Source organism: Serratia entomophila (assembly GCF_021462285.1).
In the GTDB taxonomy this organism is placed as follows: domain Bacteria; phylum Pseudomonadota; class Gammaproteobacteria; order Enterobacterales; family Enterobacteriaceae; genus Serratia; species Serratia entomophila.
In genome coordinates this window covers 3,949,835-3,965,562 of record NZ_CP082787.1, presented here as the reverse complement: position 1 = coordinate 3,965,562, position 15,728 = coordinate 3,949,835, and the positions used below count along the sequence as shown (strand labels likewise).

General features: G+C 62.8%; 10 protein-coding genes. All 10 read left to right on the top strand.

Annotated elements, in window-relative coordinates; genetic code table 11:
• Positions 1 to 72 precede the first annotated feature (72 nt).
• The 10 genes from lgt (at position 73) to recD (ending at position 15,708) form a co-directional block, all read left to right on the top strand.
• Entirely contained in the window at positions 73 to 945 is an 873-nt protein-coding gene (lgt, locus tag KHA73_RS19190; RefSeq protein WP_234586028.1) for a prolipoprotein diacylglyceryl transferase, read from the top strand.
• Between the two features lie 7 nt (positions 946 to 952).
• Positions 953 to 1,747 carry a thymidylate synthase gene (gene thyA, locus KHA73_RS19185; RefSeq protein ID WP_234586027.1) on the top strand — a complete coding sequence of 265 codons (795 nt, stop codon included), beginning with the start codon at positions 953 to 955 and terminating at the stop codon, positions 1,745 to 1,747.
• A gap of 177 nt (positions 1,748 to 1,924) precedes the next feature.
• Entirely contained in the window at positions 1,925 to 2,434 is a 510-nt protein-coding gene (locus KHA73_RS19180; protein ID WP_234586026.1) for a prepilin peptidase-dependent protein, read from the top strand.
• The gene (locus KHA73_RS19175) at positions 2,422 to 3,000 is read left to right on the top strand and encodes a prepilin peptidase-dependent protein (protein ID WP_234586025.1); all 579 of its coding nucleotides are present in this window, start codon (positions 2,422 to 2,424) and stop codon (positions 2,998 to 3,000) included. Before KHA73_RS19180 ends, KHA73_RS19175 begins: the two co-directional genes overlap by 13 nt.
• Positions 2,997 to 3,443: a YgdB family protein gene (locus KHA73_RS19170; RefSeq protein ID WP_234586024.1), complete on the top strand. Its 447-nt coding sequence runs from the start codon at positions 2,997 to 2,999 to the stop codon at positions 3,441 to 3,443. The genes KHA73_RS19175 and KHA73_RS19170 overlap by 4 nt, the downstream gene beginning before the upstream one ends.
• Positions 3,433 to 3,786: a prepilin-type N-terminal cleavage/methylation domain-containing protein gene (locus KHA73_RS19165; RefSeq protein ID WP_234586023.1), complete on the top strand. Its 354-nt coding sequence runs from the start codon at positions 3,433 to 3,435 to the stop codon at positions 3,784 to 3,786. The genes KHA73_RS19170 and KHA73_RS19165 overlap by 11 nt, the downstream gene beginning before the upstream one ends.
• A gap of 32 nt (positions 3,787 to 3,818) precedes the next feature.
• Positions 3,819 to 7,190, top strand: a complete 3,372-nt coding sequence (gene recC / locus KHA73_RS19160) for an exodeoxyribonuclease V subunit gamma (RefSeq protein ID WP_234586022.1) — start codon at positions 3,819 to 3,821, stop codon at positions 7,188 to 7,190.
• Positions 7,191 to 7,424: 234 nt separating this feature from the next.
• A complete protein-coding gene (gene ptrA, locus KHA73_RS19155) occupies positions 7,425 to 10,313 on the top strand; it encodes a pitrilysin (protein ID WP_234586021.1) in 2,889 nt (962 codons plus the stop codon).
• Positions 10,310 to 13,861 carry an exodeoxyribonuclease V subunit beta gene (gene recB / locus KHA73_RS19150; RefSeq protein ID WP_234586020.1) on the top strand — a complete coding sequence of 1,184 codons (3,552 nt, stop codon included), beginning with the start codon at positions 10,310 to 10,312 and terminating at the stop codon, positions 13,859 to 13,861. The genes ptrA and recB overlap by 4 nt, the downstream gene beginning before the upstream one ends.
• Entirely contained in the window at positions 13,858 to 15,708 is a 1,851-nt protein-coding gene (gene recD / locus KHA73_RS19145) for an exodeoxyribonuclease V subunit alpha (protein ID WP_234586019.1), read from the top strand. Before recB ends, recD begins: the two co-directional genes overlap by 4 nt.
• Positions 15,709 to 15,728 lie beyond the last annotated feature (20 nt).

Below are 15,728 nucleotides of genomic sequence, written 5' to 3'. Positions count from 1 at the left end.
GCGTAACGTCGCCGCCGCTTGGCACCAGCCGCCCCCGGATGGGGAAGAATAACAGACATGTTGTGGTGATAGATGAGCAATAGCTATCTGGCGTTTCCTAAATTTGATCCGGTCATTTTCTCTATTGGCCCGGTATCCCTGCACTGGTACGGCCTGATGTACCTGGTCGGCTTCGTTTTTGCCATGTGGCTGGCGGTGCGCCGCGCCAACAAGCCGGGCAGCGGCTGGACCAAAGACGAAGTGGAAAATCTGCTGTATGCCGGTTTCCTGGGCGTGTTCGTCGGCGGCCGCGTCGGTTACGTGCTGTTCTACAATCTGCCGCTGTTTCTGGATAACCCGCTGTATCTGTTCAAAGTCTGGGACGGCGGCATGTCGTTCCACGGCGGGCTGATGGGCGTGATCCTGGTGATGCTGTGGTTTGCTCGCCGCACCAAGCGCACCTTCTTCCAGGTCTCTGATTTTATTGCTCCGCTGATCCCGTTCGGCCTGGGCGCCGGCCGCCTCGGCAACTTTATCAACGGCGAACTCTGGGGCCGCGTAACCACCGACACCCCTTGGGCGATGCTGTTCCCTAGCTCGCGCAGCGAAGACGTGGCCATCGCCGCCGCCGATCCCAAACTGCTGCCGCTGCTGAATGAATATGGCGTGCTGCCGCGCCACCCGTCGCAGCTGTATGAACTGCTGCTGGAAGGCGTGGTGCTGTTTATCATTCTGAACTTGTTTATCCGCAAGCCGCGCCCGATGGGGGCCGTATCCGGCCTGTTCCTGATCGGCTATGGCGCCTTTCGCATTATCGTTGAGGCCTTCCGCCAGCCGGATGCTCAGCTCGGCCTGTTCGACGGCGTGATCAGCATGGGGCAGATCCTGTCCGTCCCTATGGTCGTGGCCGGTATCATTATGATGATTTGGGCGTACCGTCGTCGCCCGCAGCAACAACTGTCGTGAGGAACAAATGAAACAGTATCTGGATTTAATGAACAAGGTGCTCGCAGAGGGCACCCCTAAAGCCGACCGCACCGGCACCGGCACGCTGTCGATCTTTGGCCACCAGATGCGTTTCAATCTGCAGGAAGGCTTCCCGTTGGTGACCACCAAAAAATGTCACCTGCGCTCCATTATCCATGAGCTGTTGTGGTTCCTGAACGGCGACACCAACGTTGCCTACCTGCGCGAAAACAACGTCACCATCTGGGACGAGTGGGCCGACGAAAACGGCGATCTCGGCCCGGTTTACGGTAAGCAGTGGCGCGCCTGGGGGGCTGCGGACGGCCGCCAGATCGACCAGTTGAGCAACGTGCTCAAACAGTTGAAACAGGATCCGGACTCGCGCCGCATCATCGTTTCCGCCTGGAACGTCGGCGAGCTGGACCAAATGGCGCTGGCGCCGTGCCATGCGTTCTTCCAGTTTTACGTGGCGGACGGCAAGCTGTCCTGCCAGCTGTATCAGCGTTCGTGCGACGTGTTCCTCGGCCTGCCGTTCAATATCGCCAGCTATGCGCTGCTGGTGCATATGATGGCGCAGCAGTGCGATTTGGAAGTGGGCGATTTCGTCTGGACCGGCGGCGACACGCACCTGTACAGCAACCATATGGAGCAGACGCAGCTGCAGCTGACCCGTGAGCCGCGCCCGCTGCCGAAGCTGGTGATCAAGCGCAAACCGGCCTCGTTGTTCGATTACCGTTTCGAAGACTTCGAGATTGAAGGTTACGATCCGCACCCGCCAATCAAGGCGCCGGTGGCGATCTGACACGCCGGGCATAACACCCAGGGGCGCACTGGTTGCGCCCTTTTTTTTGCCTGAAATTGCGCACCGCGCCGCATTTTATTGCTTTCATCTGCATCGGCGGAGGAAACATTGCGCAGCGCGCTTCAACCCTGGCGGTCAGCGCTTTATCCCTGCCTTGTGGCCATTACACTGGCCGCCATGAACGCTAATTCCGATTTTTTCTTCGATGCCCGCCAGCGCGGCATGACGCTGATCGAGCTGCTGGCGGTGATCCTGATCGCCGGCATGCTTACCGGTTGGGGTGTCAGCCACTGGCGCCATTACCAACAGGCGCTGCGGCTTGAGCATACCGCTCAACAGCTGTTGGCGTTTCTGGTCCGGCTGCAGGCGGACGCCAACTGGCGCAACCGCCCGGCGCTGCTGTGGTTCAAAGCCGGAGAACCCTGGTGCATCGGCAGCGGCGAGCCGCCGCCGGACTGCGTTTCGGCGCCCGGCGAGCTTTATCTTCCGCACTACCGCGACGTGCTGTTGAGCGCCCATACCGGCAAGGATTTTGGTTTTTACGGCCTGCGCAACGGTGCGCAAGGCGGGCATATCGTCCTCAGCAACGGCGCAGGCAGCCTGCGGCTGGTGTTGTCCGCAAGGGGGCGGCTGCGGCTGTGCAGCGAGCGGCTGAACGTGCGGGGAATTGCCCTATGCCAGCTCTAGAACGCGGCTTCACCTTGCCGGAGGTGCTGCTGGCGCTATCGTTTGGCAGCCTGATTGCGCTGGCTGCGGCCAAAACTTACCCGCTGTTGCGCCAGCAAAGCGTGGCGCTTGGCCAGCACTATCGGCTGGAGCTGGCGCTGCGGCAGCTGGCGTTTGGCATAGAAAAAGACCTGCGCCGCGCGGGATTCTGCGCCGGGCGCTGCCAGGGGCGGGCGCTGTTGATCGACCATGCCCCCGGCGAGGCGCCAGGCAGCTGCGTGATCGTCGCCTATGACATCACCCGCAGCGGCCAGTGGGCGAGCGGCGGCGATGACGCCGGCTATTTTGGCTACCGGCTGAGGCAGGGCGGGCTGGAAGGGCAGCGCGGCGTTGGCCATTGCCGCGGCCTGGGCTGGGAACGGCTGCTGGATCCTGACGAAGTGCACATTGAGTTGTTTAACGTGGCGGTCAGCAAAGCCGGCAACGGCCAAACCCTGGCCCGGTTGACGCTGGCGGGGCGCTCGACGGCCGACGGCGGTATCCGGCGCAGCCTGAGCTGGGCCGTCGACATGGCCGCGTTGCCGTGAACGCGCCCGCGCAGCAGGGCGGCAGCACTCTGGCGGCGGTGATGATGCTGTTGGTGATGGGGCTGATGCTGTTGAACGCCCAGCACCGTCAGTTGGACAGCGCACTGCTGTTGGCGAGCGATCAGCAGCGCTACCTGCAGGCCTATAATCAGGCGGCCTCCGCGCTCAGTTGGGGCATGGCGCAACGCTGGCCGCAAGGCGGCCTGAGCGCCGGGGGCTGGTTGTGCCGGCAAAACGTTGAGTTATCCGCCTGCGTCAGGCAGTCCGCCCGCGCAGGGATGGTGCTGGTGCGCGGGGAAGGCGCGTTGCGCAGCGGCGAGCCGCTGTGGCTCTATCAGTTGAGCAAAACCGAGGGAACGGGAGCAGAAGCCGGTCTGATTGCCGAGCCGGGCGGCTGGCTGGATTTTTGCCCGGAGAAGAAGGAGGCGGACTGTGCGGGTTAACCTTCAGGGTGAAAGCGGGGGCCGCGATGGCTTCAGTTTGCCGGAGGTGTTGGTAGCCGCATTGCTGTTCGCGGTGTCGCTGTTGGGATTGTTACAGTATCATCAAGTGCTGCTGCAGTCGTTCCAGCGCCAGTGGCAGTATCGTCAGGCCTGGTCGCTGGCGCACCGCCAGCTGGAGGTCTTTGCCGCGACCGGGCAGAACGATGTTGAGTTGCCTGTGGGCTGGCGGCGTGAGCTGCAGTTCAGCGGCGCAGAGCCCGGCTGTCGGCGATTGCTGGTGAAGGTACAAACGCCGCAGCGGCAATGGGCGGAACTGAGCCGTTGGTATTGCGCTCGCCGCTAACCCGGCGCGTATTTTGTTTTAAAGGAGCCCCAATGTTCACGGTTTATCATTCCAATCAGCTGGATTTATTGAAAACGCTGACCAGCGCGTTGATAGCCAGAGATCCGTTGGCCGACCCTTTTCAACAGGAAGTGGTGCTGGTGCAAAGCCCCGGCATGGCGCAATGGCTGCAGATGCAGCTGGCGGAGCAGTTCGGCATCGCCGCCAATATCGCCTTTCCCCTGCCGGCGACCTTTATCTGGGAAATGTTTACCCGGGTGCTGCCGGATATTCCCAAAGAAAGCGCCTTCAGCAAGGATGCGATGACCTGGAAGCTGATGTGGCTGCTGCCGGAGCTGCTGGCCCAGCCGGCGTTTGCCTCGCTGCAGCACTACCTCACCGACGACGGCGACAAACGCAAAATTCATCAGTTGGCCGGCCGGGTGGCCGACCTGTTTGACCAATATCTGGTGTACCGCCCGCAGTGGCTGGAGAGCTGGCAGCGCGGCGAACGCATCGACGGCCTGGCGGAGGCCCAACAGTGGCAGGCTCCGCTGTGGGAGCGCCTGGTGGAGTACACGCGTGAGCTGGGGCAGCCGGAATGGCACCGCGCCAATCTGTACAGCCGCTTTATCCATGCGTTGGACAACGCGCAATCATGCCCGCCCGGTCTGCCGCCGCGGGTGTTTATCTGCGGCATTTCGGCGCTGCCGCCGGTGTATCTGGAAGCGCTGCAGGCGCTGGGCCGCCATATCGACATTCACCTGATGTTCACCAACCCTTGCCGCTATTACTGGGGCGATATTCAGGACTACGCGTTTCTCGCCCGGTTGCAGAGCCGCAAACGCCGCCACTATCACCAGGCGCGCGATCAGGGGCTGTTCCGCGAGCCGGGCCAGGCGGCGCAGCTGTTCGACGCCGAGGGGCAGCAACAGCTCAGCAACCCGCTGTTGGCCTCCTGGGGCAAGCTGGGGCGCGACCACCTTTATTTGCTGTCGCAGATGGAAGGCGTGCAGGAGGTCGACGCTTTTGTCGATATTCCGGCCGACAACATGTTGCACGTTATCCAGCGCGACATGCTGGAGCTGGAAGATAACGCGGTGATCGGCGCGACGCCGGAAACGCTGGAGAGCAGCGCCGGCAAGCGCCCGCTGGATCTTCAGGATCGCTCTCTCAGCCTGCACGCCTGTCACAGCCCGCAGCGCGAGGTCGAGGTGCTGCACGACCAACTGTTGACCATGCTGGCGGAAGATCCCGAGCTGACGCCGCGCGACATTATCGTGATGGTGGCGGATATCGACAGCTACACGCCCTACATTCAGGCGGTGTTCGGCAATGCGTCCGCCGAGCGTTACCTGCCGTTTGCCATTTCTGACCGGAAAGCGCGCCAGGCGCATCCCGCGCTGCAGGCGTTTATTTCGCTGCTCGACCTGCCGCAAAGCCGGTTTACCTCGGAACAGGTGCTGGCGTTGCTGGAGGTTCCGGCGCTGGCGGCGCGTTTCGCCATACGCGAGGAAGGGTTGCGCCTGTTGCGGCACTGGGTCGGCGAGTCTGGCGTGCGCTGGGGCCTGGACGACGACAACGTGCGCGAGCTGGAATTGCCGGCAACCGGCCAGCACACCTGGCGTTTTGGCATCACGCGCATGCTGCTCGGCTATGCGATGGACAGCAATGCCGGTGACTGGCAGGGTATATTGCCCTACGACGAATCAAGCGGGTTGGTCGCTGAGCTGGCCGGGCAGTTGGCGGATATGCTGGCCAGCCTCAGCCGCTGGCGGCAGCTGCTGAGCGAAGCGCGCCCGTTGGAAGAGTGGCTGCCGCTGTGCCGCCAACTGCTGGATACTTTTTTCGCACCGGATGGCGAGACCGAAGTGGTGCTGGCGCTGATCGAACGGCAGTGGCAGCAGGCCATCGGCTTCGGCCTGGCGGCGCGCTACCCGGATGCGGTGCCTTTGAGCATCCTGCGCGACGATCTGGCGGCGCGGCTCGATCAGGAGCGCATCAGCCAGCGCTTTCTGGCCGGGCAAATCAACTTCTGCACCCTGATGCCCATGCGTTCCATTCCGTTCAAAGTGGTTTGCCTGCTGGGCATGAACGACGGAGTTTACCCGCGCACCCTGCCGCCGTTGGGTTTTGACCTGATGGCCCAGCAGGTTAAGCGCGGCGATCGCAGCCGCCGCGACGACGACCGCTACCTGTTCCTCGAAGCGATTTTGTCGGCGCAGCAGCGGTTGTACATCAGCTTTATCGGCCGTTCGATCCAGGATAACGGCCTGCGCTATCCCTCAGTGCTGGTCACCGAGCTGCTGGAATACCTGGAGCAGAGCTATTGCCTGCCGGGAGACGAAAACCTGGACGCCGACGGCAGTGCCCAGCGGGTTGGCGAGCACTTGCTGAAGTGGCATGCGCGCATGCCCTTCGCCGCCGAAAACTTCCTGCCCGGCTCCGAGGCGCAAAGCTATGCCGCCGAGTGGCTGCCCGCCGCCGACGGGCGCGGCGCGGCGCACCCGGCCTTCAATCAGCCGCTGCTTGCCGAAGAGCCGCCGCAGATTTCGCTGGACGACCTGCTGCGATTTTATCGGCACCCGATCCGCGCCTTCTTCCAGCTGCGCCTTGGCGTCAGCTTTATTCTGGAAGAAACCGAACTGCTGGACGAAGAGCCTTTCACGCTGGATAACCTCAGCCGCTACCAGTTCAACAGCCAGCTGTTGAACACCCTGATAGACGGCGAAGATCCGGCGCGGCTGTTCCAGCGGGTGCGCGCCGCAGGCGGTTTGCCGTTTGGCGCCTTTGGCGAAATCTACTGGCAGAAACAGCAGGAAGAGATGACCGAACTGGCCGAACAGGTGCGCGCCGAGCGCAGCGAGGGCCATAGCCTGGAGCTGGATATCGAGATCGACGGCGTGCGCATCAGCGGCTGGCTGCACCAGGTGCAAGAAGACGGCCTGCTGCGCTGGCGACCCGCCACCTTGTCGGCGGTGGATGGCATCTTGCTGTGGCTGGAGCATCTGGCGTATTGCTGCGCCGGCGGCACGGGCGAGAGCCGCATCTATGGGCGCAAAAACTCGGCCTGGCGTTTTGCCGCGCTTACGCCGGCGGAGGCCCGCACCCAGCTGGCGGAGCTGCTGGCGGGGTACCGGCGCGGCCTGTGCCAACCGCTGCTGCTGTTGAACAAGAGCGGATGGGCCTGGCTGAGCCAGTGTTACCAGCCGGAAACTCAGCAGATTGACTGGGAAGAAGAGACGCAGATCAAAGCGCGCGCCAAACTGCTGCAGGCCTGGCAGGGCGATCAGCGCATCCCGGGCGAAGGGGAGGACCCTTACGTTCAGCGCGTATTCCGCCAGTTGGATAATGATTATTTAGCGCAAATTCTGGTCGAAACAGAGCGTTATCTGCTGCCGGTGGCGCGGCATAACCTGGGGTAACAATCCCCCGGTGGTACTGCATGCCGGGAGGTGGTAAAAATAACTGAAGTTATATTCAACCATTGGGGTTATCTCCGGTCTGACATAACGTATAGGAATATAGATTGGTTCCCGAAGTGAGTATGGCAACAGAGGCCGCCTCACGCATGACGGGAATGGTTGTGCGGTTTTGATGAGCGCCGTCGACGCCAACAATTTGGTGCGACGGTGTCAGAATAGGGGTTTATTTTGGATATGCGCAGACAGTTGGCCCGCATTACCGGGTTGGTATTATTGGCAATGTGTTGGGCGCCGTTAAGCTGGGCCGCACAGGGATGGCAGCCGCTGGCGGAGAAGATCAACAAAAGCGAGCACGATCCGCGTCACTATCAGGCGATCACGCTGGCGAACGGCATGACGGTGCTGCTGGTTTCCGACGCTCAGGCGCCGAAATCGCTGGCGGCCCTGGCGCTGCCGGTCGGCTCGCTGGAGGATCCGAACAGCCAGCTCGGCTTGGCGCACTATCTGGAACACATGGTGCTGATGGGCTCCAAGCGCTATCCGCAGCCGGAAAACCTGTCGGAATTCCTGAAGAAACACGGCGGCAGCCACAACGCCAGCACGGCCTCTTACCGCACCGCGTTCTACCTGGAAGTGGAAAACGATGCGCTGGAGCCGGCGGTCGATCGCATGGCGGACGCCATTGCGGAGCCGCTGCTGGAAGCGGGCAACGCCGATCGCGAGCGCAATGCGGTTAACGCCGAGCTGACGATGGCGCGTTCGCGTGACGGCATGCGCATGGCGCAGGTCGGGGCGGAAACGCTGAACCCGGCGCACCCGAGCGCGCGCTTCTCCGGCGGCAACCTCGACACCCTGAAGGACAAACCGGGCAGCAAGCTGCACGATGAACTGACCGGCTTCTATAAGCGCTACTATTCCGCCAACCTGATGATGGGCGTGCTGTACGGCAACCAGCCGTTGCCGCAGCTGGCGGAAATCGCAGCCAAAACCTTTGGCAGGGTGCCGAACCATGACGCCAGCGTGCCGCCGATCACCGTACCGGCCGTCACGCCGGAGCAGCAGGGCATCATTATTCACTATGTGCCGGCGCAGCCGCGCAAGCAGCTGAAGGTCGAATTTCGCATCGATAACAACAGCGCCGCGTTCCGCAGCAAAACCGATACCTACATCAGCTACCTGATCGGCAACCGCAGCAAAAATACCCTGTCGGACTGGCTGCAGAAACAGGGGCTGGCGGATGCGATCAACGCCGGCGCCGATCCGATGGTAGACCGCAACGGCGGGGTGTTCTCGATCAGCGTATCCCTGACCGACAAAGGGCTGGCCCAGCGCGACCAGGTGGTGGCCGCTATTTTCAACTACCTGAAAATGTTGCGTGGCGAGGGCATCAAGCAGAGCTATTTCGACGAGATTTCACACGTCCTGAATCTGGACTTCCGCTATCCGTCGATCACCCGCGACATGGATTACATCGAATGGCTGGTGGATACCATGCTGCGCGTGCCGGTCGAACATGCGCTGGACGCCCCATATCTGGCCGACCGCTATGACGCCAAGGCGATCGCTGAGCGTCTGGACGCCATGACGCCGCAAAACGCGCGTATCTGGTTCGTCAGCCCGAACGAGCCGCATGACAAGACGGCGTACTTCGTCAACGCGCCTTATCAGGTGGATAAAATCACCCCGCAGCGGTTTGAACAGTGGCAGCAACTGGGCAAGGGGATCGCGTTGTCGTTGCCGGCGCTGAACCCCTATATTCCGGACGACTTCACCCTGACCAAGCCATCGCACGAGTTCAAAAAGCCGGAGATGGTGGTGGATCAGCCGGGTCTGCGCGTGCTGTACATGCCGAGCCGTTATTTTGCCGATGAGCCGAAGGCGGACGTCACCGTCGCTTTCCGCAACGCCAAAACCATGGACTCCGCGCGCAATCAGGTGCTGTTTTCTTTGACCGATTACCTGGCCGGCATTGCGCTGGATCAGTTGAGCTATCAGGCGTCGGTCGGTGGCTTGAGCTTCTCGACCTCGCCAAACAACGGCCTGATGTTCAACGCCAACGGCTTTACCCAGCGTTTGCCGCAGCTGTTGACGTCGCTGATTGAAGGTTACTCCAGCTTCACCCCGACCGAAGATCAGCTGGCGCAGGCCAAGTCCTGGTATTTGGAACAGTTGGATGCGGCCGAGAAGGGCAAGGCGTTTGAACTGGCTATTCAGCCGGTGCAGATGATTTCCCGCGTGCCTTACTCAGAGCGCAGCGAACGCCGCGAAGTGCTGAAAAACCTGACGCTGAAAGACGTGCTGGCCTACCGCGACGGCCTGTTGGCGGATGCCACGCCGGAGCTGCTGGTGGTGGGCAACATGAGCAAACGGCAGGTCGATACCCTGGCCTCTACGCTGAAGCACCGCCTGGGTTGCACCGGCGTTGAATGGTGGCACGGCGAAGACGTGGTGGTGGACAAGGATCAGCTGGCCAACCTGCAGCGCGCGGGCAGCAGCACCGATTCGGCGCTGGCGGCGGTCTATGTGCCGACCGGCTACGATGAAGTAACGGGTATGGCCTACAGTTCGCTGCTGGGGCAGATTATCCAGCCATGGTTCTACAGCCAATTGCGCACGGAAGAGCAACTGGGCTATGCAGTATTCGCATTTCCAATGTCGGTTGGCCGCCAGTGGGGCGTAGGTTTCCTGCTGCAGAGCAACAGCAAACAGCCGGCCTATCTGTATCAGCGTTACCAGGACTTTTACCCGAAAACGGAAAAACGCCTGCGCGCGATGAGCGAAGCGGATTTCGGACAGTACAAACAGGCGCTGATCAACGAACTGAAGCAGCGGCCGCAAACCCTGAGCGAAGAGGCCAGCCGCTTCGCCAACGATTTCGACCGCGGCAATTTCGCCTTCGATACCCGCGAGAAGCTGATTGCGCAGGTGCAACAGTTGACGCCGGCCAAGCTGGCGGACTTCTTCCACCAGGCGGTGATCCAGCCGCAGGGGTTGGCGGTGCTGTCGCAGGTTAGCGGCAGCGGCCAGGACAAGGCGGAGTACGCCGAGCAGAAGGGGTGGGTAACCTATCCTAATGCCTCCGCGCTGCAACAGGTATTGCCGCGCAAGGTGGCGACACCATGACAGGGGCGGCCCCGCAAAGGCTTGATCCGCTGACGTTGCCGCTGTTTGGCGAGCGGCTGATAGAAGCGTCGGCGGGGACTGGCAAAACCTTCACTATCGGCGCGCTGTACCTGCGCCTGCTGCTGGGGCTCGGGCGGGATGCGGCATTTCCCCGGCCGCTGACGGTCGAAGAGATCCTGGTGGTGACCTTTACCGAGGCCGCCACTGAGGAGCTGCGCGGGCGCATACGCGCCAATATTCACGGGCTGCGCATCGCCTGCGTGCGCGGCAAAAGCGATAACCCCTTGTTTACCGCGCTGATGGCTGAAATCGACGATCTGGCCGACGCCGCCTCGCAGCTGTTGGCGGCCGAACGGCAGATGGACGAAGCGGCGATCTACACCATTCACGGCTTCTGCCAGCGCATGCTGGCCCACAACGCCTTCGAATCCGGCATGCTGTTTGAGCAAACGCTGGTGCAGGACGAATTGCCGCTGCGGCGGCAGGCCTGTGCGGATTTCTGGCGCCGCCATTGCTACCCGCTGCCGCTGGGGGTAGCCCGGGCGGTCAGCCAGGAGTGGAGCGGCCCGGAAGCGCTGTTGGCCGATCTTTCCGGCTATTTGCACGGTGAAGCGCCTCGGCTGCGCCAGCCGCCGAAAGAAGAAGAAACGGTGCTGATGCGCCACGAGCAGATTGTGGTGCGCATCGACGCCATCAAGACGCAGTGGCGGGCGGCTACGGGAGATCTCGAGGCGTTGATCAGCCAGTCCGGCGTAGACAAGCGCAGCTACAGCAGCAAACACCTGCCGAACTGGCTGGCTAAGGTCGGCGAGTGGGCCGGGCAGGAAACCCAGGACTATCAGTTGCCGAAGGAACTGGACAAGTTTCGCCAGTCGGTGCTGCTGGAGAAAACCAAGAAGGGTGAGCCGCCGCGTCACGGGCTGTTTACCGCTATCGATGAACTGTTTGCCGAACCCCTGACGCTGCGTGATCTGATCATGGCGCGCGCACTCAGTGAAATCCGCACCTCCATCCAGCAAGAGAAGCGCCAGCGCGCCGAGTTGGGGTTTGACGACCTGCTCAGCCGGCTGGACGGCGCCTTGCAGAGCGCCGGCGGCGAGCAGCTGGCGCTGGCGATCCGTCAGCGTTATCCGGTGGCGATGATCGATGAATTTCAGGATACCGACCCGCAGCAATATCGCATCTTCCAAAAGCTTTACGTCGGCCGGCCAGACTGCGGCTTGCTGTTGATCGGCGATCCGAAACAGGCGATTTACGCCTTCCGCGGCGCCGACATCTTCACCTATATGCGCGCCCGTTCCGAGGTGAGCGCCCACTATACGCTTGAAACCAACTGGCGCTCGTCTCCGGCGATGATCGCCAGCGTCAACCATCTGTTTTCTCAGGTGGATAAGCCATTCCTGTTCGGCCAAATCCCCTTTATCGAGGTCAGTGCGGCGGAAAAGAATCAAGGGCTGGCGTTTGAGTTGCATGGCAAGCCGCAGCCGGCGATGCAGTTTTGGCTGCAGCAGGGCGAAGGCGTAGGTGTAAGTGATTACCAACAACTGATGGCGCGGCTGTGCGCCGCGCAAATCCGCGACTGGCTCAGCGCCGGGCAGCAGCAACAAGCCTGGCTGAATGACGGTAAAAGCCGGCGGCCGGTGCAGGCTTCGGATATCACGGTGCTGGTGCGTAGCCGCAATGAGGCGGCGCTGGTGCGTGATGCGCTCAGCGCACTGTCCATTCCGTCAGTCTATCTCTCCAACCGCGACAGCGTCTTCGACACGCCGGAAGCCAAAGACCTGCTGTGGTTGCTGCAGGCGGTGCTGGCGCCGGAGCAGGAGCGCACGCTGCGCAGCGCCATGGCCACCGGGCTGATGGGGCTGGATGCACCCACGCTGGACGGCCTGAGCCGCGACGAACGGGCCTGGGACGCCTTGGTGAATGAGTTTGACCAATACCGCACCCAATGGTTGCGCCGCGGCGTGTTGCCGATGCTGAGCGAGGTGATGAAGAACCGCCAACTGGCGGAGAACCTGCTGGCCAGCCCCGGCGGAGAACGGCGCCTGACCGACGTGCTGCATCTGGGTGAGCTGTTGCAGGAAGCCGCCGCACAGCTCGACAGCGAACACGCGCTGGTGCGCTGGCTGGCGCAGCAAATTGCACAGCCCAATCGCCAGTCCGACAATCAGCAGCTGCGGCTGGAAAGCGATCGTCATCTGGTGCAGGTGATCACCATCCACAAATCCAAAGGGCTGGAGTTCGATCTGGTATGGCTGCCGTTCGTCGGCAATTTCCGCCAGCAGCAGCAGGCGCTGTATCACGATCGCCACAGCTTCCAGGCGTTGCTGGATCTCAACGCCAACGAAGAGAGCCAGGCCTGGGCGGAAGAAGAACGGCTGGCGGAGGATTTGCGCTTGCTGTACGTGGCGTTGACCCGCTCGGTGTACCACTGCAGCATCGGCATTGCGCCGCTTATCCAGGGCACCCGCAAGAAGCAGGGCGACACCGATCTGCACCGCAGCGCGCTGGGCTATCTGGTGCAGGCCGGCCAGGCCGGCGATGCGGTCTACCTGAACGAACGCCTGCAGCAGTTGGCCGGCGGCGGCGTGGCGCTGTCGTTGGTCGATACGCCGGATGAGCAGCCGTGGCAGCCGCAAACGGCGGGCGCGGCGGCGCTGGCGGCGAAGCATTTTAGCCGCCAGATTCAGGATTTCTGGCGGGTCACCAGCTATACCGGCCTGCAGCAGCATGGCGCGGGTTTGATGCAGGATCTGCTGCCGCGGCTGGATATCGATGCCGCCGGCGAACAGGCCGAAGACAGTGAGCCAGCGCTCACACCGCATACCTTCCCGCGCGGTGCGGCGCCCGGCACCTTCCTGCACAGCCTGTTTGAAACCCTGGATTTCACCCAGCCGCTGGATGAAGGGTGGCTGCTGGAGCAACTGCAGCAGCAGGGTTTTGCCGAACACTGGCAGCCGGTGTTGCAGAATTGGATGCAGGTGCTGCTTAACACCCCGCTGAACGACAGCGGCGTAACGCTGTCGGCGCTGGCGCCGCAGCACAAGCAGGCCGAGCTGCAGTTTTATCTGCCGATCAATAGGCTGCTGTCGGCGACTGAGCTGGATGCGCTGGTGAAGCGTTATGATCCGTTGTCGGCCCGCTGCCCGGCGCTGGATTTCCATCGGGTGCAGGGCATGCTCAAAGGCTTTATCGATTTGGTGTTCTGCTGGCAGGGTAAATATTACCTGCTGGACTACAAATCCAACTGGCTGGGAGAGGACAGCGGCGCCTATACCCGGCCGGCGATGGAGCAGGCGATGGCGGAGCATCGCTATGATCTGCAGTACCAGCTTTATACCCTGGCGCTGCACCGTTATCTGCGCCACCGGCTGCCGGATTACGACTACCAGCGCCATTTTGGCGGGGTAATTTACCTGTTCCTGCGCGGCGTGGACGCGCAACACCCGGGCAACGGCATTTTCGCCTGCCGCCCGGAACAATCTCTGGTGGAAGGCATGGATCTGTTGTTCAGCGGCGAAACCGCCGCGTCGGAGGAGGGATCATGATCGCGCTGCTGGAGCAGGCGGTGGCGCTTGGCGCGCTGCGGCCGCTGGACGTGCAGTTCGCCCGCGTGGTGGCGAGCGAGGACGAACCCGATATCCTGCTGGCCGCCGCCTGCCTGAGCGCAGAGGCGGGGGCCGGGCACGTTTGCCTGATGCTGGATCAGCTGCAGGCGGATCAACTCTTTGAAGGGCGTCAGCCGGAGCTGGCGCAGGCCGTTTGGCTGGCGGCCGGGCAGCCGGATCTTGCCCGCTGGCGGCAGCGCCTGGCGGCCAGCGCGGCGGTCGGCGACGGCAGCGGCGCTACCCCGTTGGTGTTGCAGGATCAGCGTCTGTATCTGCAGCGCATGTGGCAGAACGAAGGCGAGGTGGCGGCGTTTATCAGCGGCGACAGCCGGCATCAGGCGATAGAAGAAACTCAACTGCGCGCGATTCTTGACCAGCTGTTTGGCGCGGCGGCGCCAGAGCCGGACTGGCAGAAAATCGCCGCGGCGGTGGCGGCCACCCGGCGCATATCGGTGATTTCCGGCGGGCCGGGCACCGGCAAGACCACTACCGTCGCTAAGCTGCTGGCGGCGCTGGTGCAGCTTGGGGAAGGCGAACGCCTGCGCATTCAGTTGGCTGCCCCGACCGGCAAGGCGGCGGCGCGCCTGACCGAATCGCTGGGCAGCGCCAGCCGAAAACTGCCGTTAACCCCGGCGCAGCAGGCGCTGTTCCCGACGGAGGCGGCGACGCTGCACCGGTTGCTGGGCGCACAGCCGAACAGCCAGCGCATGCGCTATCATCGCGGCAATCCGCTGCATTTGGATGTGCTGGTGGTGGATGAGGCGTCGATGGTCGATTTGCCGATGATGGCGCGCCTGATTGCCGCCTTGCCGGAACAGGCGCGGGTGATTTTCCTCGGCGACCGCGATCAGCTGGCCTCGGTGGAGGCCGGTGCGGTGCTGGGCGATATCTGCCGTTTCGCCGAACAGGGGTACAGCGCCGCGCGCGCCGCGGAGCTAACCCGGTTGACCGGCTGCCAGCTACAGGGGCAGCAGGCTCCGGCGCAGGCGGCGGTGCGCGACAGCCTGTGCCTGCTGCGCAGAAGCTACCGTTTTGACGCCAATTCCGGCATTGGCCAGCTGGCGCAGGCGGTTAACGCCGGTGATGGCGAGCGGGCGCGGGCGGCGATCGGCGGCCGTTTCAGCGATGTTGCCGGTTATCCGCTGGCGACCGCCGAAGAATATCAGGCGTTGCTGGACATGTGCGTGGCGGGCTATCGCGATTATCTGAAGCGGGTGGCCGAGGGAGCCGATGCGGTGGAGGTGCTGGCGGCGTTTGGCCATTTTCAGGTGCTGTGCGCGCTGCGCGAAGGGCCATTTGGCGTAGCCGGGCTGAACGAACGCATCGAGGCAGGGCTGCAGCGCGCCGGGCTGATTCAGCGCCCGCCGGCGGCGTTAGGGCGCTGGTATCAGGGGCGGCCGGTGATGATTGGGCGCAACGACAGCGCGCTGGGGTTATTTAACGGTGATATCGGCATCGCTCTGCGCGATGAGAGCGGCGAACTGCGCGTGCATTTTCAATTGCCAGACGGCAGCATCAAGTCGGTGCAGCCCAGCCGCCTGCCGGCGCATGAAACCGCCTACGCGATGACGGTGCACAAATCGCAGGGTTCGGAGTTTGAGCACACGGTGCTGGTGCTGCCCAATCATTTCCTGCCGGTGCTGACCCGTGAGCTGGTGTATACCGCCATTACCCGCGCACGCAGCCGGCTCTCGCTGTATGCCAGCGACGGGGTGCTGATGAAGGCGATCCGCACGCCGACTCAGCGCCGCAGTGGGTTGGCCGAGCGCCTGCAACAGGCGGAATAAGAGAGAAGGGCGCAGCGGCG

Excerpts from the sequence above, each read along its gene's own strand:
- lgt (WP_234586028.1), top strand. The coding sequence starts at position 73 with ATGAGCAATAGCTATCTGGCGTTTCCTAAATTTGATCCGGTCATTTTC.
- thyA (WP_234586027.1), top strand. The coding sequence starts at position 953 with ATGAAACAGTATCTGGATTTAATGAACAAGGTGCTCGCAGAGGGCACC.
- KHA73_RS19180 (WP_234586026.1), top strand. The coding sequence starts at position 1,925 with ATGAACGCTAATTCCGATTTTTTCTTCGATGCCCGCCAGCGCGGCATG.
- KHA73_RS19175 (WP_234586025.1), top strand. The coding sequence starts at position 2,422 with ATGCCAGCTCTAGAACGCGGCTTCACCTTGCCGGAGGTGCTGCTGGCG.
- recC (WP_234586022.1), top strand. The coding sequence starts at position 3,819 with ATGTTCACGGTTTATCATTCCAATCAGCTGGATTTATTGAAAACGCTG.
- ptrA (WP_234586021.1), top strand. The coding sequence starts at position 7,425 with ATGCGCAGACAGTTGGCCCGCATTACCGGGTTGGTATTATTGGCAATG.
- recB (WP_234586020.1), top strand. The coding sequence starts at position 10,310 with ATGACAGGGGCGGCCCCGCAAAGGCTTGATCCGCTGACGTTGCCGCTG.
- recD (WP_234586019.1), top strand. The coding sequence starts at position 13,858 with ATGATCGCGCTGCTGGAGCAGGCGGTGGCGCTTGGCGCGCTGCGGCCG.